Origin of the sequence: Faecalibacterium sp. Marseille-Q4137, assembly GCF_017377535.1 — a bacterium.
In the GTDB taxonomy this organism is placed as follows: Bacteria; Bacillota; Clostridia; order Oscillospirales; family Ruminococcaceae; genus Faecalibacterium; species Faecalibacterium duncaniae.
Map to the genome: position 1 here is coordinate 26,656 of NZ_JAFREK010000024.1, position 19,836 is coordinate 46,491.

Genomic DNA, 19,836 nt, shown 5'->3' on the forward strand with positions numbered 1-19,836 from the left:
CATACAGAAAAAGGAGAATCTCCCCATGCCCAATATCATCGAGATCACGGATTTTCACGCGCCGGAGCTGGACCCCTACGCCCGCCTGACGCAGAACCAGCTGCGCAGTCGGCTGGAACCCGAAAAAGGCATCTTCATTGCCGAGAGCCCCAAGGTGATCTCCCGGGCACTGGATGCAGGCTTTGTGCCGGTCTCCCTGCTGATGGAGCGCAGGCAGATCACCGGCCCAGCGGCGGAGATCCTGACCCGCTGCGGGGATGCACCCATTTATACTGCTGACCGGGAGCTGCTGGCTGCACTGACAGGCTACGAGCTGACCCGGGGCGTGCTCTGCGCCTTTCAACGTCCGAAGCCCCGCACCGTGGAGGAGCTCTGCCGGAACGCCCGGCGGGTGGCCGTGCTGGAGGGCATTGTGGATTCCACCAACGTGGGTGCCATCTTCCGCAGCGCGGCAGCGCTGAACATGGACGCAGTTCTCGTCAATCCCTCCTGCTGTGACCCGCTCTGCCGCCGGGCCGTGCGCGTGAGTATGGGTACGGTATTTCAGGTGCCCTGGGCGCAGATCGGTGAAACGCCTGCTGATTGGCCCGAAAAGGGGCTTGCTCAGCTGAATGCCCTGGGCTTCAAGACGGCTGCCATGGCCTTGAGTGACCGTTCGGTCAGCATCGATGACGAAGCCCTTGCCCGGGAGCCGAAGCTTGCCATTGTGCTGGGCACGGAGGGAGACGGCCTTTCCCATACTACCATCGCATCCTGCGATTACACAGTCAAGATCCCCATGTCCCACGGGGTCGATTCCCTGAACGTTGCCGCCGCCAGCGCCGTGGCGTTCTGGCAGCTGGGAAAACAGTAATTCATAAGCCATACAGCAACAAAACTCCCGCCCGGAGCCGGGCGGGAGTTTTGCTATGCCTTAGAAGGATTCAAAGGAGAAATTACTTTTTCATGTAGATGTGGTGGGGCAGACCTGCAATGTACAGCGGAGTCAGCTCAGCCTGGATCAGCGGGCGGGCATACTCGAGGAATTCCTCGGTCATCTGGGTGTGATTCTCGTTCATCCAGCTCAGGGGAACCTTCTTCTCGAGGTTTGCAACTTCACTGATGGGGTGCAGCTCGGTGATGTACTGATAGGGGCTGTTGGAGATGCGCTTCAGGGCGACCATCTGACCGGTGACACCCTCAAAGGCAGCCTTGGCAGCAGCGCCGCCCACCTGGTAAGCCTCGGTGATGTCGGTGCGGCTGGTCAGGTGACCGGCGCAGCGCTGCAGGGTAGACAGCTCGATACAGCGGGTCTTGGTATCCAGATTGCGGGCGACCACATTCGCCAGATAGCGTGCGGTACCAGTCAGTGCCTTGTGGCCGAAAGCGTCCACTGCGTGCACATCATCGGCCAGCTCACAGACATAACGACCGTCCTCGAGCTTGACACCCTCGGAAACAGCGATTACGATGCTGGGCTTCTTCTCCTGCATGGCGCGGACCTTCTCAATGAAGTGCTCCACGTTGAAGGGGACCTCGGGCAGGCAGATCATATCCACGCCCTCGCAGTCATCGCTCTTGGCCAGAGAGGCAGCAGCGGTCAGCCAGCCGGCGTTGCGGCCCATGATCTCGACCACGGTGACATAATTGGTGCCGTAAACGGTGGCATCGCGGATGATCTCCTTCATCACCACACCGATGTACTTTGCCGCAGAGCCGTAGCCGGGGGTGTGGTCGGTCACCATCAGGTCGTTATCGATGGTCTTGGGAACGCCCATGAAGCGGATGTCGCTCTGGATGCGGTTGCCGTATTCAGCCAGCTTGCCGATGGTATCCATGGAGTCGTTGCCGCCAATGTAGAAGAAGTAGCCAATGTTCAGCTTTTCCAGGATGGCGAACAGCTTCTTGTAAACGGTCTCGTCATCGTGCCAATCGGGCAGCTTATAGCGGCAGCTGCCCAGGAAGCTGGACGGGGTGCGCTTGAGCAGCTCGATATCCAGGTCATCGGTCAGCACGGTGGAAAGATCCACCACGCGCTCCTCCAGCAGACCGGCAACGCCGTTGCACATGCCGTAAACGATCTCAGCGCCGCGGCTCTTGCAGCTCTCGAATACGCCTGCCAGACTTGCATTGATGACGGAGGTAGGGCCGCCAGACTGACCAACGATTGCATTTTTACCCATGATGATTTCTCCTTTTCTTCTGTTTCGGCTTTTATATTATCGTGCAGGAGCACGAAAACAGACCACGAGGGGGGAGGAAGCGCGCAAATGAAACTTACAGGCAGATATGGCGCGGGGTGCCGTTGACATAGACCGGTGTTACTTCGTCCAGGATGAGCGGACGGGCATACTCCTCAAATGCCGCCGTCACTTGCATTCCGTCCGGGGTGATCCAGTCCAGCGGCACCTTTTTCTCCAGGTTTGCCACCTGCTGGACATCCACGGACTCGGTGATGCACTGGTAGGGGTAATCGGAAATGCGCTTGAGCGAGATCATCCGCCCGGTCTCGCCCGCAAAGGCAGCGGAAGCGGCAGCGCCGCCCACGGCATAGGCCTCGTTCACATCGGTGCGGCTGGCCAGATGGCTGGCGCAGCGCTGCAGGGTCGAGAACTCGATGGCACGGCTCTTGCAGTTCAGGTTGTCGTGGATGAGATCGGAAAGGTACCGGCTGGTGCCGCTGAGGATGGCCTTGTGGCCAAAGGCATCCAGCTGCCCGGCGGTGGAGACCAGATCGCACAGATAGGTGCCGTCGGCTGTCTTAACACCCTCGCTGGCTGCAATGATGACATTGGGCTTGACCCGCTGCAGCTCGTCCACCCGGGTCAGGAACCTGTCCGGGTCAAAGGGAACTTCGGGCAGCAGAATGAGGTCGGGGCCTTCGCAGTCATCGCCGCCGGCCAGACAGGCCGCACCGGCCAGCCAGCCCGCGTGGCGGCCCATGATCTCGGCCACCGTTACGCTGCGGATGTTGTAAACGGAGGAGTCACGGATGACCTCCTTCAGGATGGTGGCAATGTACTTGGCGGCAGAGCCGTAGCCGGGGGTGTGGTCGGTCAGGCAGAGGTCGTTGTCGATGGTCTTGGGCACACCGATGAACCGGACGCTGCTGCCCACCTGGGCACCGTAACGGGAGAGCTTTGCAATGGTGTCCATCGAGTCATTGCCGCCGATGTAGAACAGTGCACAGATATCGTACTTGTCAAACAGGGTGAACAGCTTGATGAACGGGGTAGAGTCCACGTCCGGGTCCGGCAGCTTGTAGCGGCAGCTGCCCAGATAGCTGGACGGGGTGCGCTTGAGCAGCTCAATGCTCATGCGGTCATCCAGCAGAACGTTCAGTTCCAGCATCTCTTCCTTTAAAAGGCCCTCGATGCCGTACTTCATTCCGTAGACCTTATCGGCTCCCAGACTGCAGGCAGCTTTGTATACGCCTGCCAGGCTGGAATTGATAACGGCGGTAGGGCCGCCGCTCTGGCCGATGATGACATTTTTTGACATACGTCCTCCTTATCCAAAAGAACAACATTTCACGTCCTGCAAAGCGCGGCAAGTCCTTCTGTGTCCTCCCAGAGCCCTGCACTGCCCGGGGAAGGAGATTGCGGATGCGCGCCGCAAGTCGTACAAAAAGAATGCAGGATGTGCATCTGATTCAATGAAAACTGTGCAATTCCTGCAACAATACTATTGTAAACTATTTCTCTGTTGTATGCAAGACCTGATTGGTTGCACGGGCAAAAAAATTATGATACAATATTTGGCGTATCCTACAAAAACACAGGGTCGGTCGGAGTGCAGAATGCAAACTTTGCAATTTTTCGGGGATACTGACCGTAATGATAGAGAAAAGAAAACAGGGAAAGGCGGGAAAGAGAATGGGAATCTCACACGAATATCATTCCACCCATGGCCGGAGACGGCGCAGCAAGGCAGGCACCGGCCTGCGGCTGGCGGGAATCATTGCAGCGATCCTGCTGCTGTCGCTGGCCATCACGGCCATTCTGGAAAATGGCGAAAAGCAGAGCGAGGCTGTCCAGCAAAGCCCGGCGGCGGGCACAGCGGCCAATATCCTGGCTCCGCTGCCCATGCAGGGAGATACGGGAGCCTCTGCGGCAGACAGCGCCGGCGGTACGGCAGGGGAAGGCAGTGGAGCCGACGATGCGGCGGCTGTCACGCTGGAACAGTTCGGCCCCGCCCGGCAGGCAGCGGGGGCCTACCAGGTCAAGGCGTATGACAGCAGCGTGATCCGTCAGCCCAGCTGTGGGCAGGTGGATCTGAGTTACTTTTCGGATGCGGCCCTGCTGGGCGACAGCCTGACCGTGGGCTTTTCCGATTACAGCATCAACCTGGGTGGGGCGCTCATCTGCGGCTATACCGGTGTGGGCCCCGATGCCATCGTGAACCGCAGCGCGGTCAAGAGCAGCGTGCGCGGCTCAGAGGTGGCAATGGATGTGCTGACTGCGGCCCAGCCGAAAAAGCTCTATATCCTGCTGGGCACCAACACGCTGACCACGCTGGGGGCAGCAGACCGCTTTCTGGCCTACTATGGCCAGATGCTGGATCAGCTCAGGCAGGCCCTGCCCGGCTGCGTCATCTATGTCCAGTCCATCCCGCCGGTGCGGCCCCAGGCCGCTGCGGAAAAGCCCGGTCTTGCGTCCGATGTCCTGCGCTCTGTGAACGAGCAGCTGGCAAAACTGGCTGCAGACAAGGGCTGTGTCTACCTTGACCTGTGGGAGACCTTTGCCGATGAGAACGGGAATCTGAAGGAGATGCTGGCGGCTCCGGATGGAGTCCACTTCTCGGCCGGAAACGGCTATGGTGCCTGGGTCACCTACCTGCGCAACCACGCAAAGTATTCGGCTTCCAACTCCTGGACTATGGGCAGCGCATACAGCGCTGAATAAAGAGCGAAACACAAAAACGGCATCGCAGACCGATCGGTTTGCGATGCCGTTTTTTATGTTGATCGGGAAGGGAAGCAGCTTACTTCAGCTTGCTCTTGGCCTTCATGCGCTGGTCGTGGTTCAGGATCTGCTTGCGGATGCGCAGATTCTCAGGGGTGACCTCCAGCAGCTCATCCTGTGCCAGGAACTCCAGGCAGCCCTCCAGGCTCAGCTTGCTGACGGGGATCAGGCGCAGAGCGTCATCGGAGCCGGAAGCGCGGGTATTGGTCAGGTGCTTGGTCTTGCAGACGTTGACATCCACATCCTCGCCGGAAGCGGTGTAGCCGATGACCATGCCCTCGTAGACCTTTTCGCCAGCGCCCACCAGCAGGGTGCCGCGCTGCTGCGCGTTGTACAGGCCGTAGGTAACGGCATCGCCGGTCTCAAAGCTGACCAGAGAACCGGTGGAACGGTTGGCGATCATACCGGCCCAGACATCGTAGCCATCAAAGATCTGGTTGAGGATGCCTTCACCGTGGGTATCGGTCAGGAACTGGTTGCGGTAGCCGAACAGGCCGCGGCTGGGCATCCGGAACTCCAGGCGGACACGGTCGGTGCCCAGGGACTCCATCTGCTGCAGGACGGCTTTGCGCTGGCCCAGGCCGGTCATCACAGCACCCTGATACTGGGTGGGAACGTCGATGACAACGTGCTCCATGGGCTCGTAGGTCTTGCCGTCGATGACCTTGGTCAGAACGTGCGGGGGAGAGACCTGCAGCTCGTAGCCTTCACGGCGCATGGTCTCGATCAGGATGGACAGGTGCATCTCACCACGGCCCATAACGCGGAAGGAATCGGTGGTGGGAGAATCCTCCACCTTCAGAGCAACGTCCTTCAGCAGCTCTTTCTGCAGGCGGTCACGGATCTGGCGGCTGGTGACGTACTTGCCCTCACGGCCGGCCAGGGGGCTGTCGTTGACGGAGAAGGTCATTTCCACGGTGGGGTCGTTGATCTTCACGAAGGGCAGCGGCTCAACCTGAGAGGGAGCACACAGCGTGTTGCCGATGGTGACATCGGGCAGGCCGGAGAATGCAACGATATCGCCTGCGGTGATGTTGTCGCAGGGCTGGCGGCCATTGGCCTGGAAATCGTACAGCTTGGTCAGGCGGCCGCGCATCTTCAGGTCGGGGTTGTGCCAGTCGCACACGACCACTTCCTCGCCGACCTTGGCAACGCCGTTCTGGATGCGGCCAATGCCGATGCGGCCAACGAACTCGTTGTAGTCAACAGAGGAGACCAGCATCTGGAAGGGAGCCTCGGGATCGCCCTGAGGAGGCTGGATGGTGTCCAGCAGGGTATCGAACAGGGGGATCAGGTCGGTGCCGGGCACATCGGGGTCCAGGCTTGCGGTGCCCTGACGGCCGCAGCAGAACAGGATGGGGCATTCCAACTGCTCATCGGAAGCGCCCAGATCCATCAGCAGGTAAAGCACCTCATCGATGACTTCCTTGATGCGGGCATCGGGGCGGTCGATCTTGTTGATGGCAACCACCAGGCTCAGGTTCTGCTGCAGAGCCTTCTGCAGAACAAAACGGGTCTGGGGCATGCAGCCCTCAGCAGCGTCCACCAGCAGCAGCACGCCGTTGACCATCTTCAGCACGCGCTCGACCTCGCCGCCAAAGTCGGCGTGGCCCGGGGTATCAACGATGTTGATCTTGACACCCTTGTAGGTGCAGGAGCAGTTCTTGGCCAGAATGGTGATACCGCGCTCACGCTCGATATCGCCGCTGTCCATGACACGCTCTGCCACGACCTGATTGTCACGGAAAGCGCCGCTCTGACGCAGCATGGCATCCACCAGCGTGGTCTTGCCGTGGTCAACGTGAGCGATAATGGCGACGTTGCGCAAATCGTTACGAACCATAAATAACTACCTCTCTATTTTGAATCTCTGTAGAAGTTACGTCATACGAATAAAGTTTATCTCAGTTGGGGGTGGTTTGTCAAGATTGTATAAAAACTTTTTCAAAATTTCAGCGCTTTGCCCGATAACTCTTTACACGATTTGGGCAGATGGACGCGGCGAGTTATGCTATACTAAGGGTGCAAAACCGAACTGGGAGGTGTATCTATGAAGCTCACATTTTTGGGAGCCAACCACGAGGTCACGGGCAGCTGCACCCTGCTGGAAGCAGCTGGGCAGCGCTACCTCATCGACTGCGGTATGGAGCAGGGGAAGGATGTTTACGAGAACCAGCCCTTTCCTGTGGCACCGGGTGAAATTGACGGCGTGCTGGTGACCCATGCGCATATCGACCACACAGGCCAGCTGCCGCTGCTGGTGCGCAACGGCTTCCGGGGCAGGATCTATGCCACCAAGCCCACGACTCAGCTGTGCAGCATCATGCTGCGGGACTCTGCCCACATTCAGGAGTTTGAAGCTGAGTGGAAGAACCGCAAGGCGAAGCGTGCCGGTGCCGAGCCGGTGGAGCCGATGTACACCGTGCAGGATGCCGAGGCGGCCATGCAGCTGTTCCGGGGCATGGAGTATAACACTAAGATCGAACTGGCCCCGGGCCTTGTGATCCGCTTCATCGATGTGGGCCATCTGCTGGGCTCTTCCAGCATCGAGATCTGGGTCACTGAGAGCGGCACCACCACCAAGCTGGTCTTTTCCGGAGACATCGGCAACCAGCATCAGCCCATCATCAAGGACCCGACAACGATCCGGGACGCGGACTATGTGTTTATGGAGTCTACGTATGGCGACCGCAGCCACGGTCCCCGCCCGGACTATGTGGGGGAGCTGAGCAGGATCCTGCAGCGCACCTTTGACCGGGGCGGCAATGTGGTCATCCCCAGCTTTGCGGTGGGCCGTACCCAGGAGCTGCTCTACTTTATCCGTGAAATCAAAAAAGAGGGTCTGGTCACCGGCCACGGCAATTTCCCGGTCTACATCGACAGCCCCCTTGCCATTGAGGCGACCCGCATCTTCAAAGATACCGACCCCGACTGCTTTGACGAGGATACTCGGGCGCTGCTGGCCCAGGGCATCGACCCCATCCAGTTCCCGGGGCTGCAGGTCAGCGTGACCAGCGATGAGTCCCGGATGATCAACGCCGACCGGGTGCCCAAGGTCATCATCTCGGCCAGCGGCATGTGCGAGGCAGGCCGCATCCGCCACCACCTCAAGCACAATCTGTGGCGGCCGGAGTGCACGATCCTTTTTGTGGGCTATCAGGCCGTGGGAACGCTGGGCCGCACCCTGATCGATGGTGCCGTCAATGTCAAGCTGTTCGGTGAGACCATCGACGTGCAGGCAGAGATCTGTCAGCTGACGGGCCTTTCGGGCCATGCCGACCGCGAGGGCCTGCTGGCCTGGGTGAACGCGTTCAGCCCCAAGCCCAAGCGGGTGTTTGTCATCCATGGCGAGGACGAGGTGGAGAACATCTTTGCCCAGACCCTGACCGAGCAGGGCTTTACCGCCTGTGCCCCTTACAATGGGGAGCAGTGGGCCATTGGGGCCGAGGGTGCGGTCTGCCTGCAGGAAGGCTCCCGTGTCCGGCTGGAGCACAAGCCCAGCGAGGGCGCGTCCCGCGCCGCAACGGTGTTCCAGCGGCTGGTCAGCGCTGGCAAGCGGCTGCTCCGCGTCATCGAGCACAACGAGGGCGGGGCCAACAAGGACCTTGCCAAGTTTGCCGACCAGATCAACGCCCTGTGCGACAAGTGGGACAGATAACCATAGAACCAGAAAAAACAGCACGCCGTTCGGTTTCGGCGTGCTGTTTTTGGTTAAAAGGGAAAAGGCTCTGCCGGGAGAAACGGCAGAGCCTTTTCGGGGTATGGAGAAAAGTGTGTGGGAGAAGAGCATGGAGGGCGCTACTGGTCGTCAGAGAGGCTTTGGGAGGAAGCCTTGTCTGCAGCATCCGGGGAGAAGGGGCGGTGCAGTGCTTTGTACCGCCTGTACCGGATGCCGAGCAACGTGAATACAACGCCGGTGACAAAGGAGCCGACGCTGACCACGATATAAGCATCAGCGCCGCTGTGCAGCAGCACCGAGCCGTACCCGGCCAGAACGATGGAAAGACCCGGAACATGCTCCTGATACAGCAGGGATGCAATGCCGACTGTCAAAAACAGACAAACTGCGGAGAGAGTGCAGTTGATTCGATGTGCCCGCCTTTGACGAAGCCTGCGTGTGCGGCGGCGAATTTCCTCCATACGAACACTCGCCTTCTGGGTCATGGACAGTCCCTCCTTTTGAGAGATCATCAGAGCGGCTGCTTTCCGTCCTCTCTATCTCCTATAATACAGTTCGCGCCGATTCCTTTCACCCAAATTTGAAAAAAGTTCAAAAAAATTTCCCGCTCCGGAAAAGAGCGGGAAACGGTCAGTGAAAAACAGTGTGCCTGCCCCTGTGGAGCAGCCTTGCCGCAAACAGGGTGACGATGATGGCAGAGGGAAAGAAATACCCGACCATCTGCCAGAAGCCGTCGGCGGTGATCAGCAGGTTGTAGATGCCGTGCAGCACCATGCAGACCCCCAGAATCCCCACCGTGCCGGTGCAGGTGAGCCACGGACGGCGGAACACATAGGCCAGTGCCAGACCGGTCAGGATGCCGCAGACCAGATGCAGGGCCCCGGCGGACATGCCGCGGATGAGCAGGAAAACAAAACTTCCTGCACCGTTTTCGGTCAGGTAGCAGACGTTTTCAAAGGTAGCAAAGCCCACTGCAATGCCAATGGCCGCAGGAGTCAGCTTGTGGGAATCCGGCTCAAAGATCAAAAAGTAGAGCAGCAGAGGCAGCAGCTTCAGGATCTCCTCGCAGACAGGTGCAATCTCAATGGCGGTGGTCACGGCACTGCACTGGTGCCGCCCCATGAAAAAGCTGCTGACATAAGCCGAAAGCAGGCAGGTGGCCATGCCCAGCACCACGAACAGGGTAAAGCGCCGGGGGCTGCCCGATGTGAACAGCAGGGAGAGCAGCATGGGAAGCGCCAGGCACAAAAAGATGTTTTCAATGTAGGTCATGGGGCTCCTCCCGCAGGATATGGGGCAGGAAGCTGACCAGCGTGAGGGTCAACAGGATGTCCACAGCATAGTAAAGGCTGAACCGGGTGTAATCACGGATGAACTCGGAGGCAACGAACAGAAGGACCTGCAAAGACATTTCAAACAAAAGTGCGATCTCATAAGGCCGGAGTCGTTTTTCCTTTTGCAGAGCCGAAAAACAGAGATAGGCCAGCGCGCCAAAGGTGAGCGCCAGCGCGCCGGACATCAGCGGAGAGGGGCCAAACACCTGCACCCGCATGACAACTCCGGCAATGACCACCCCGGCCGCCAGCGCAAAAGGGGAGAACGGCGGGCGCAGGCCCTCCCAATAGAGGATCTCCAGCGAGAGAAAAAAGAAATACGAGGCCATCCAGGAGCATTCGGCCACATAAAACACCTGCGGCCCATGGCCCAGAATGATCAGATGGAGCAGGTAGTACAAAGTGCCCATCATAAAGCTGGCGTAGCCGAACGCCAGGATCAGGCAGGAGCGGCTGCTGCGCCGGAAGGCGAGGAGAAAGGCGAGGAGCGCCATCGCAGCCAGCACGATCACCTGAAAGGTGTTGTCAATGATCTCAAAGCTCATCGTCGTCCCTCGTGTGCTTCTTTTCACTGCTGCGGCGCAGGCGGTAGAGCAGGATGGTCACGCAGGAGCCCAGCAGGAACGAGAGTACGCCCACCAGGATATAACCGTCGGCTCCGCGCTCACTCAGCATCCCGGCGGTGCCGGTGGGGGAAACATGCAGCGCGACCGATGTGCCTGCCCAGCCGGGCATGGCAAGGCCCAGGCAGACCACCAGCGCCAGACAGGCCGCCATACAGCCTGCATCGATCAGCAGCATCTGCCGTGCGCGCGCCTGACGCTGCAGCTGGGCCGTGCGCTGGCGGATCAGCGCCATCCGTTCGGCATCAGTTTTCATACTGATATCCCTCCTGTTCCAAAAGTTGTTTCAGCTGCTGCTTGCCCCGGTACACAAGGTTCGTTACCTGCTGCTCGGTGCGTCCCAGCACCTGTGCGGCCTGCCGGTAGCTCAGTTCTTCAAAATAGACCAGAAAAAGTGTCTCCCGGTATTCCTTTTTGAGCTTGCCCAGTGCGGCGTACAGCTGCTGGTGCTGTTCGTTCTGGAACAGCCCGGTTTCGGCCAGTGCCTCGTCCGGCAGTTCAAAAGGCAGTTCCTCCAGCGGCAGAAAAAACCGCCGCCGGGTCTTGCAGCGCAATGCGAGATTGCGTCCGGTTTTATAGAGGTAAGCCTTGAAGCAGCCATCCTGAATGGGCCGCTCTCTTGCAAAAATATGGGCAAAGGCTTCGATCATCAGATCCTCTGCCTCGTGGATATCGCCCAGCACGCCGTTGATGTAAAGGGTCAGCGCGTCGCCATACCGCTCCACCAACAGCTGAGCGGCAGCTTCGTCTCCGGCCAGATACTTCCGGTAGGCTGTTTCGTCTGAGACCATCCGGTTGTTCCTTTCCGTGTTGTACACATTTCATCTTGTCTATTTTATATAAGATGAAAGAAATTTGCAAGGGAAAATACGAAAAAGCACTCCATTCTCTTCCAATTTGTGATATAATAAACTGATTTCGCCTGTTTTTCGTGCAGAAGGCGGGCGGCTGAAATTATTGGAGGGGACAAATTTATTATGGAACGTGAAACGCTGAAATCGCGGCTGGGCTTCATCCTGCTGTCGGCAGGCTGTGCCATCGGCATTGGCAACGTGTGGAAATTTCCTTATATGGCAGGTCAGGGCGGCGGAGGAGCCTTTGTACTGTTTTACCTGCTGTTCCTGGTCATTCTGGGTCTGCCCATTATGACCATGGAATTTGCTGTGGGCCGTGCCAGCCGCAAAAGCCCGGTGCGCGCCTATCAGGTGCTGGAAAAGCCGGGCCAAAAGTGGCATATCCACGGCTATTTTACCCTGATCGGCTGTTACCTGCTGATGATGTTCTACACCACCGTTGCAGGCTGGATGCTGCACTATTTCTATATGACTGCCGCCGGAAAGCTCTCCGGCTTGAACGCAGACGAGGTGGCGGGCAAGTTCACCGAGATGCTGGCAAGCCCCGGCATTATGACCTTCTGGATGGTGTTCGTGGTCGTTCTGAGCATTCTGGTCTGCGCTAAGGGCCTGCAGAATGGTCTGGAGCGTGTGACCAAGGGCATGATGATCGCTCTGCTCCTCATCATGGTCATTCTGGCCGTGAACAGCCTCTTCATGGACGGCGCAAAGGAGGGCCTTTCCTTCTTCCTGGTGCCTGACTTTGGCCGTATGAAGGAGGTTGGCATCGTCAACACCCTGGTGGGTGCGATGAATCAGGCCTTCTTCACCCTGAGCCTGGGCATCGGTGCTATGTCTATTTTTGGCAGCTACATCGGCAAGGAGCACTCCCTGCTGGGCGAGAGCGTCCGTGTGGTGGTGCTGGATACCTTTGTGGCCATCACGGCCGGTCTCATCATCTTCCCGGCCTGCTTTACCTTTGGTGTGGATCAGACCGCAGGTCCCAGCCTGATCTTCATCACCCTGCCCAATATTTTTGCCAACATGGCGCTGGGGCGGCTGTGGGGCAGCCTGTTCTTCCTGTTCATGGCATTTGCTGCCCTGTCCACTGTGCTGGCGGTGTTTGAGAACATCATCTGCTGCGGCATGGAGCTGACTGGCTGCACTCGTAAAAAGTCCAGTCTGGTCAACCTGTTCCTCATCATCCTGCTGTCCATGCCCTGCGTGCTGGGGTATAACCTCTGGGCCTGGGATGGCTTTGCCGTGTTTGGCGGTGCAGTGCTGGACTTCGAGGATTTCCTTGTCAGTAACCTGTTCCTGCCGCTGGGCAGCCTGGTCTACCTGCTGTTCTGCGTTTCCCGCTATGGCTGGGGCTGGGACAACTATAAAAAAGAGGTCAACACCGGCAAGGGGCTGAAGATCCACGATTGGATGCGCGGTTACCTGACCTACGGTCTGCCCGTGATCGTGCTGTTCATCTTCGCCTTTGGCATCTACGACAAGTTCTTTGCTTAAGAGGAAATAAACCCTCTCAGTCTCGCATTCGCTCGCCAGCTCCCCAAGGGGGGAGCCAACGCATCTGATGGGGAAGCAACTTGCACAGCCTGAAGTCAGAGCAGCAATTGCCTCGCCCTTTGGGAGAGGCGGACGCACTGGCGGAGAGGGCGTTTTTGTTGGAGGACACAATGCACATTTTGATCTGTGATGATGATGCGGTATTTGCTGCCCGCGTGGAAACGCTCGTCCGGGATTTCTTTGCGCGGCGGGGCCTGCAGGTGGAATGCACCGTCTGCCACAGCGGGGAAGAGACACTGGCCCGGCGGGACCTTGATCTGTATCAGGTGGCGCTGCTGGATGTGGATCTGGACACCATGAACGGCATCTCACTGGGAAAGCAGCTGCGCCAATGCAGCCCGGAGATCTGCCTGGTGTATGTGTCGGCCTATCTGGAATTTGCCCCGGAGGGCTACACCGTGAATGCGTTCCGCTATATCCTCAAGCGCGATCTGGACTGCCAGCTGCCCCGCTGTCTGGATGCCATTCTGCACGAGCAGGATCACCGGACTCCCAAGACCCTGACCATCCGGCAGAACCGCACCGAGACTGAGCTGCCCTACGACAGCATCTACTACCTCGAAAGCGACCTGCGCAAGATCAACGTTTACGGAGATGTGGCTCATCAGCCCCTGTGCTCCTACTATGGCAAGCTGAACGAGCTGCCGCAGGCCCTGTTTGAGAACGGCTTTCTGCGGGTGGGGCGGAGCGCGGTGGTCAATATGAAGTACATCCGGCAGATCAGCAGCTATATGGTCACCCTGCGCAATGGGGTCAAGCTGGGCGTGAGCCGGAACGGCTATGCTGAGATCCGCAGAACCTATCTGGAATGGAAGGGGCAGTTTGGGGATGACTAAGGAAATGCTCTGGCTTCTGATGGGGCATCTGGTCTGCATTGGCCAGTGGGCGGCCTTTATCATGGTGAACTATGCATTTCTGGGCCGCGGCAGGAGATTCCGCTTCCCCTGCCTGTGGGCAGCCCTGCTGGCAGCAGTATTTCTGGCGGCCTCGATCCGGCATGACATTGGTTTTTTCAATATCGGATCTGTGATATTGAACATCATCTACCTGTTGGTTACGGTGCTCTTTTTCGGTGGAAGCTGGAACCAGAAGCTCTCGGCCTGCCTTGTCAACGGCATTATGTGCCTGCTGACGGAAAATACAGTCAGCTACACCTTTGCCTGGTGTAAGCACATTCCCGTCCGGGAGGTCTGGCGCTACCGCAGCTGTCTGTTCCTGCTGGTAGCTGCTGTTGTGGGGGCTGGCCTGCTTGCAGCCTACATTATCCGGCGCTGGCGGCGGGAGCAGGCGTTGACCCCGCTGCAGATGCTGGTCATGTCCTTTTTTCCTGGCATCGTTGTGGTGCTGAACATCGTGCTGATGGTATCCGGCGGCAGTGAAGTGCCCAGCATGATGAACATGATGCTGACCTTTGGTCTGACCATAGCAGTGCTGATCCATCTGGGGATCGTGCAGATGGTCAACGACCAGATGCTGCTGCAGCAGACACTGATGGTGGAGGCTGTGCGCCAGAAGAAGAGCGCAGAAGCTCTTCTGGAATCCTACAAGACCCAGCGGCGGCTGACCCATGAGTTCACCAACCACACCGAGGCACTGGCTCTGCTGCTCCAGCAGGGCGATTACGAGGGCGCAAAGGCCTACCTCTCCACGCTCACAAAGACCATTGCGGCGAATACCACCATTATGAACACCCATAACCCTTTATTGGATGCTCTGCTCAGCAAAAAGTACGAGGAAGCCAGCCGAAAAGGGGTCATGGTCTATTTTGATCTGCCCGATCTGCGGGATATGCCCATGGGCCAGACGGATCTTGTGATCGTGCTCTCCAATCTGCTCAACAATGCCATTGAGGCCGCCGCGCAGGCTGATCCGCCGGAGGTCTATGTGCGGATGCGGAAGAGCGAGGACGAGGTGGTGCTCTCTGTACGCAACCGGGTGAAAAAGGACCTGAACCTCGTGGACGGTCAGCTGCCCCGCATCTCTCAGAAAGGGGCGGGCCACGGCTTCGGGCTGTGGAACGTGCGGGATGTGCTGAAAAAATACGGCGGCGAATATACCATCAGCTGCCGGGGGTGCTGGTTCCGCTTTACCTGCACCATCCCGCTCCGCAAATTATGACATGAAACCCTGCAGAATATGACATTTGGGGTGAAAGTTTCATTGGAATCTGCTACAATGAAATCAAGTTAAAGGCAGGAGCGCCTCCCCGCTGTATGGTTTGCGGCCGACAGAGGAAGGAACATCCGGGATCGCAGGCGTGTGTGCGTGGGCCGGAACGTCTTTACGAATAAAAAGTCTGACGAAGCTCTGAATGGCGATCTTGGGGGATTGCTGCAGATAGAGACCTTCTGAATGCACTGCACCTGCACGGCATCGTATGTGGGAATGGGATGCCGGGCGGTGCTGCCGGAGGGAGCTTTGTCGGGCTTTTTTTTGTTTGAGATCGGGCCGGAAGGAGGACGGTGTGGAGCATGGCTGCACCTGCACGGAAGCGGGCATCCTGCTGGATATCTTCACTCCGATGCGGGAGGATTTCGTGTAGCAAACAAAAAAAGGCAGTGCGCCGCGTGGGACGCACTGCCTTTTGCTTTTGTACCGATTATTCCGGCTTCACCTGCAGCTCCTGCTCACAGTAGATGCAGCGGTATTTGCCGTTGGAGCTCATCTCAAAGATCTGGTCGCATTCCTCTTCAATGGAGGAGATGCAGCGGGGATTGCGGCACCGCACAATGTTCACCAGACGCTTGGGGGGCTTCGGTTTTTCCTTGCGCACAGCCTTGCCGTTTTCGATCACGGTCACGCTGATGTCAGGGTCGAGGTAGGCCAGCACATCCAGGTTCAGCCAGGAGGCATCCCCCTCGACCTTGATGATGTCCTTGCGGCCGCAGTCGGCCTTGTGGGAGCGCGCATTCTGGATCAGTGCCACGTTGGCGGTCTTGTTGCCGGTGATGCCCAGCAGCTCCATCAGGCCCACAGCGGTGCCTGCCTTGATGTGGTCGATCACAATGCCGTTCTGGATCTCGTCAATATTCAGCATATCAGTTGCCCTCCTTCGGTGCCTTGGGGTCGGCAAGACCCAGCAGCGTCATGATCAGTGCCATGCGGATGTATACGCCGTTCTGCACCTGCTCAAAGTAGGCAGCACGGGGGTCGTTGTCCACATCCAGTGCGATCTCGTTCACGCGGGGCAGGGGATGCAGCACTGCCATTTCAGGCTTGGCAAGGGCCATCTTTTCGCTGGTCAGGATGTAGCTGTTCTTCAGGCGGATGTAATCCTCCTCGTTGAAGAAACGCTCCTTCTGCACACGGGTCATGTACAGGATATCCAGCTCGGGCATGGATTCCTCCAGGCTCCGGGTCTCACGGTACTCGATGCCGTTGGCTTCCAGCACGTCCTTGATGATGTAGTCGGGCACCCGCAGCTCCTCGGGGCTGATGAGCACAAAGCGGATGTTCTTGCAGCGTGCCATGGTCTTGATGAGAGAATGGACGGTGCGGCCGAACTTCAGATCGCCGCACAGGCCGATGGTCAGATTATCCAGCCGACCCATCCGGGTGCGGATGGTCATCAGATCGGTCATGGTCTGGGTGGGGTGCTGGTGGCCGCCGTCACCGGCATTGATGACCGGGATGCGGGAGTAGCGGGAAGCGCGGAACGGTGCGCCTTCTTTGGGATGGCGCATTGCCACGATATCAGCATAGCAGGAGACCACACGGATGGTATCTGCAACGCTTTCTCCCTTGGAAGCGCTGCAGACGCTCTCGCTCGGGAAGCCCAGCACATGGCCGCCCAGGTTCAGCATGGCCGCCTCAAAGGAAAGGCGGGTGCGGGTAGACGGCTCATAGAACAAGGTGGCAAGCTTTTTGTGAGCCGCAACGTCCTGGTAAGCGGCAGGATCGGAGCGGATGCGGTCGGCCAGATCCAGCAGAGAGGTGATCTCCTCCTGGCTGAAATCCAAGGGATCGATGAGATGGCGCATGAATTTTACCTCCGTCAAAGTAATTTTCGTAGAATGGAAAAATCGAAGAAATTCGTGTAATAACTCAGTGAGCGCATGACCGGGTGGCACAGACGGTTGAAGCAGATCTCGTCCAGCAGCAGCATGGCCTCGCCGGGGGCAAGACGCATGGCAGCCCGGATGGCCTCGTCGCCGCAGCTGGCCTTGAGGTGGGCCACATTCGAAGAGATCTGCTGGTTGCATTCCTGCTCCAGGATATCAAACACGCCGCCGCTCAGGTCGATACGGGTGTAGTCCCGGCTGCCAAAGAGGGCGCGGGGCAGATAATCGATGGAGTAGATGACCGGGGTGGTGTCGGCCAGGATGCGTTTTTTGATGCAGATGACCTCATCCCCCGGTGCAATGGCAAGATCCCGGGCAAGTTCGGCCCCGGCGCGGATGGGATAGATCTGGATGCCATCGGCGTGGGGGTAGCTGCCAAAGCTGCGGATCAGCGGGTAATATTCCAGCTTCTGGTCAAGGCGGCTGCGCAGGCCGAGCACGGTGCGGTTGACCACTGTGCCAATGCCGCGCACACGCTCGATGTAACCGGCGCGCTCCATCTCGCTCAGCGCGTCCCGGATCACGGTACGGCTGACACCGAGTTCCGCGGCCAGATCGACCTCGGCGGGCAGGCGGTCGGCATCGGCGTAGCGGCCGGTGCGCAGTTCTTCCAGAAGCGCCGCGACGACACGGTCACTGATGACCGCACCGCCCAGGCGGATGGATGACGAAGAGCTGGATTCTTTCATGGGCTGTTCCTCCGGTTCGCGGGCGGGGCAGTGCCCGCCTGGACTTGGGAAAACCTGCCCTGCATCCCAAAAGCTGCGCCGGACAGATTCTCTTACTTTCATTATAGCATGATTTGACTTTATTTTGAATGGTAATTATACTGGAATCCAGCAGAAAGTATGATTTTATTTTTGGAGGGTTCACAAAATGGAACTGATATTGCAAAAAGTGTGTGGCCGGCCTGCACAGCTTCCCATTCGCCTGCGCCGGTGCAGCCCTGCGGATGCCGCCGCATTCTTTGCTTTGCAGAACGAAGTGCGGGCCGCCATGCCCCACCCGGAGCAGTTTGTGCCGGACACACTGGAGAATATCACGGCCTACCTGAGGGAGGACCTGTGCATCGGGGCATACGACGGCGAACGGCTGGGGGCGTACTTTATCCTGCGCTACTGTGGCCGGAGCGCGCACAACTATGCGGCCTTTCTGGGGGTGCCCCGGGAGGAGTGGGAGCACTGGGCCAATGCAGACAGCGCGGTGGTCCACCCGGACTGGCGGGGCAACGGCCTGCAGCGGAAGCTGCTGGAAGCTGCGCTGCCCCTTGTCCGGCCCGGCATCGTGGGCATCGGGGCCACCGTCAGCCCGGAGAATCAATACAGCCTGAACAATGCCCTTGCCTGCGGTTTTGTCATTGCCGACCGCCGTGAGATGTACGGCGGGTATGACCGATATCTGTTAAAGAAGATGCTGTAAACAAAAAATGCCCTCCTGCTGAGCACAGGAGAGCGTTTTTTGTTAGGTGGCCAGGCGGCTCTCTTCCTTCAGCTGATCGTTCATCTTTTTGCGCACGACCAGCAGGCAAATGAGATGCACCCCTGCGGTCAGGGCCCAGCTGAGGGGATAGCTGATGTACAGCGTGCCGGTAGAGCGGAACATCCGGAAGATAGTTGCGATCCAGACCAGACGGAGCAGGCAGCTGCCCACCAGACTGACGATCATGGGAATCACCGAGTAGCCGCGGCCGCGCAGGCAGCTGGCCAGAGTGTCCATTATGCCGCACAGGAAGTAGGCAGTGCAGATGATCTGCATCCGGGACAGGCCGGCAGCCACCACGGCTTCATCCGTGGAGTAGAAGTGCAGCAGGACCTCACCGCCAAAGTAAGCGCCGCAGCCCAGGAACAGGCCCGCCACAGTGACGCAGAGCAGACAGTTGCGCATGACGCGGTCGAGGTTGTCGTACCGGCGGGCACCCACGTTCTGGCTGGTAAAGGTCACGGCCGCCTGCGCAAAGGCATTCATGCCGGTGTAGATGAAGCCCTCGAGGTTGGATGCGGCAGAGTTTCCGGCCACGACCGTGGAGCCAAAGGAATTGATAGCCGACTGGATCACCACGTTGGACAGGCTGAACACGGTGCTCTGCAGACCGGCGGGCAGGCCGATCTGGATGATCTGCAGCAGGGCTTTCTTGTGGAAGCCCAGATGCCGCAGGTCAAGGTGCATGGCACCCTCTTCCTTGACCAGCAGCACCGTGACCATAATGGCGGATACCGTCTGGCTGAGGATGGTGGCCAGCGCAACACCCGCCACGCTCATCTGGAACACGATGACGAACAGCAGGTTCAGCACCACATTGATGACACCTGCCACCGCCAGACAGACCAGCGGGCGGCGGGTGTCGCCCACGGCACGCAGCAGGGAGGCGTTGAAGTTGTACAGCATGGTCATCGGCATTCCGATGAAGTAGATCTTCAGGTAAAGGGTGGCAAGGTCAATGACATCCTCGGGGCTGGACATCAGTTCCAGCAGGCCGTGGGCTGCAAAAAAGCCCACAAAAGCCATCAGTACGCCGCCCACAAGGCTCAGGGTAACAGCGGTCTGCACCGCTTCGTGCACGCCCTGGTCATCCTTTGCGCCATAGCAGCGGGCAGCCACAACGTTTGCACCCAGCGCAAGGCCGACAAACAGGTTGACCAGCAGGTTGATGAGCGCACCGTTGGAACCAACTGCTGCCAGCGCGGCGCTGCCGACGAACCGGCCCACCACGACCACATCGGCAGCATTGAACAGCAGCTGCAAAAAGCTGGATGCCGCCAGCGGCAGGGAAAACAGGATGATCTTTTTC

Annotated in this window: 19 protein-coding genes; 7 read left to right on the forward strand and 12 right to left on the reverse strand. The window is 58.6% G+C overall.

Translation table 11 applies throughout. The features are described 5' to 3' along the window. The first annotated feature begins 25 nt into the window (after positions 1-25). Positions 26-853: an RNA methyltransferase gene (locus J3353_RS10535; RefSeq protein WP_005934478.1), complete on the forward strand. Its 828-nt coding sequence runs from the start codon at positions 26-28 to the stop codon at positions 851-853. An 82-nt stretch (positions 854-935) separates the two neighbouring features. Here the strand turns inward: J3353_RS10535 and J3353_RS10540 are convergent, their stop codons facing one another. Further along, positions 936-2,162 (reverse strand): 6-phosphofructokinase, encoded by a 1,227-nt coding sequence (locus tag J3353_RS10540; protein ID WP_097771220.1) that lies wholly within the window; start codon positions 2,160-2,162, stop codon positions 936-938. A gap of 94 nt (positions 2,163-2,256) precedes the next feature. Beyond that, entirely contained in the window at positions 2,257-3,480 is a 1,224-nt protein-coding gene (locus J3353_RS10545) for a 6-phosphofructokinase (protein ID WP_005934476.1), read from the reverse strand. Positions 3,481-3,854: 374 nt separating this feature from the next. On the opposite strand from J3353_RS10545, the gene J3353_RS10550 reads away from it, so the two are divergent. Beyond that, positions 3,855-4,883, forward strand: coding sequence for a GDSL-type esterase/lipase family protein (locus J3353_RS10550; RefSeq protein WP_035394488.1), 1,029 nt, complete (start codon positions 3,855-3,857; stop codon positions 4,881-4,883). A 79-nt stretch (positions 4,884-4,962) separates the two neighbouring features. Here the strand turns inward: J3353_RS10550 and typA are convergent, their stop codons facing one another. After that, positions 4,963-6,786 carry a translational GTPase TypA gene (gene typA / locus J3353_RS10555; RefSeq protein ID WP_097771893.1) on the reverse strand — a complete coding sequence of 608 codons (1,824 nt, stop codon included), beginning with the start codon at positions 6,784-6,786 and terminating at the stop codon, positions 4,963-4,965. A gap of 207 nt (positions 6,787-6,993) precedes the next feature. On the opposite strand from typA, the gene J3353_RS10560 reads away from it, so the two are divergent. After that, entirely contained in the window at positions 6,994-8,601 is a 1,608-nt protein-coding gene (locus J3353_RS10560; protein ID WP_005934470.1) for an MBL fold metallo-hydrolase RNA specificity domain-containing protein, read from the forward strand. A gap of 140 nt (positions 8,602-8,741) precedes the next feature. Here the strand turns inward: J3353_RS10560 and J3353_RS10565 are convergent, their stop codons facing one another. From J3353_RS10565 to J3353_RS10585, 5 genes are all read right to left on the reverse strand, one after another. Then, entirely contained in the window at positions 8,742-9,107 is a 366-nt protein-coding gene (locus J3353_RS10565) for a hypothetical protein (protein ID WP_207684820.1), read from the reverse strand. Between the two features lie 145 nt (positions 9,108-9,252). Then, entirely contained in the window at positions 9,253-9,894 is a 642-nt protein-coding gene (locus tag J3353_RS10570) for a PrsW family glutamic-type intramembrane protease (protein WP_005934466.1), read from the reverse strand. Beyond that, entirely contained in the window at positions 9,881-10,501 is a 621-nt protein-coding gene (locus tag J3353_RS10575) for a hypothetical protein (RefSeq protein ID WP_207684821.1), read from the reverse strand. The genes J3353_RS10570 and J3353_RS10575 overlap by 14 nt, the downstream gene beginning before the upstream one ends. Next, entirely contained in the window at positions 10,491-10,835 is a 345-nt protein-coding gene (locus J3353_RS10580) for a hypothetical protein (protein ID WP_207684822.1), read from the reverse strand. Before J3353_RS10580 ends, J3353_RS10575 begins: the two co-directional genes overlap by 11 nt. Next, positions 10,825-11,370: an RNA polymerase sigma factor gene (locus J3353_RS10585; RefSeq protein WP_005934461.1), complete on the reverse strand. Its 546-nt coding sequence runs from the start codon at positions 11,368-11,370 to the stop codon at positions 10,825-10,827. The genes J3353_RS10580 and J3353_RS10585 overlap by 11 nt, the downstream gene beginning before the upstream one ends. Positions 11,371-11,556: 186 nt before the next feature. Here J3353_RS10585 and J3353_RS10590 point away from each other — a divergent pair, with 186 nt between their 5' ends. From J3353_RS10590 to J3353_RS10600, 3 genes are all read left to right on the forward strand, one after another. Next, positions 11,557-12,927, forward strand: coding sequence for a sodium-dependent transporter (locus J3353_RS10590; protein WP_156065802.1), 1,371 nt, complete (start codon positions 11,557-11,559; stop codon positions 12,925-12,927). A gap of 170 nt (positions 12,928-13,097) precedes the next feature. Continuing rightward, a complete protein-coding gene (locus tag J3353_RS10595) occupies positions 13,098-13,823 on the forward strand; it encodes a LytTR family DNA-binding domain-containing protein (RefSeq protein WP_242700923.1) in 726 nt (241 codons plus the stop codon). Then, the gene (locus tag J3353_RS10600; RefSeq protein ID WP_207684824.1) at positions 13,816-15,105 is read left to right on the forward strand and encodes a sensor histidine kinase; all 1,290 of its coding nucleotides are present in this window, start codon (positions 13,816-13,818) and stop codon (positions 15,103-15,105) included. Before J3353_RS10595 ends, J3353_RS10600 begins: the two co-directional genes overlap by 8 nt. Before the next feature lie 481 nt (positions 15,106-15,586). On the opposite strand, the gene J3353_RS10605 is transcribed toward J3353_RS10600, so the two are convergent. From J3353_RS10605 to J3353_RS10615, 3 genes are read right to left on the reverse strand one after another with little or no spacing between them, the layout of a single operon-like run. Then, a complete protein-coding gene (locus J3353_RS10605) occupies positions 15,587-16,024 on the reverse strand; it encodes an aspartate carbamoyltransferase regulatory subunit (RefSeq protein ID WP_005934452.1) in 438 nt (145 codons plus the stop codon). A gap of 1 nt (position 16,025) precedes the next feature. Beyond that, entirely contained in the window at positions 16,026-16,967 is a 942-nt protein-coding gene (pyrB, locus tag J3353_RS10610) for an aspartate carbamoyltransferase (protein ID WP_207684825.1), read from the reverse strand. 14 nt (positions 16,968-16,981) lie between these two features. After that, the gene (locus tag J3353_RS10615; RefSeq protein ID WP_005934447.1) at positions 16,982-17,737 is read right to left on the reverse strand and encodes a GntR family transcriptional regulator; all 756 of its coding nucleotides are present in this window, start codon (positions 17,735-17,737) and stop codon (positions 16,982-16,984) included. A gap of 187 nt (positions 17,738-17,924) precedes the next feature. Here J3353_RS10615 and J3353_RS10620 point away from each other — a divergent pair, with 187 nt between their 5' ends. After that, the gene (locus tag J3353_RS10620; RefSeq protein ID WP_207684826.1) at positions 17,925-18,467 is read left to right on the forward strand and encodes a GNAT family N-acetyltransferase; all 543 of its coding nucleotides are present in this window, start codon (positions 17,925-17,927) and stop codon (positions 18,465-18,467) included. A 42-nt stretch (positions 18,468-18,509) separates the two neighbouring features. Here the strand turns inward: J3353_RS10620 and J3353_RS10625 are convergent. Beyond that, the coding region (locus tag J3353_RS10625) for an MATE family efflux transporter (protein WP_207684827.1) at positions 18,510-19,836 on the reverse strand (1,327 nt) is incomplete at its 5' end.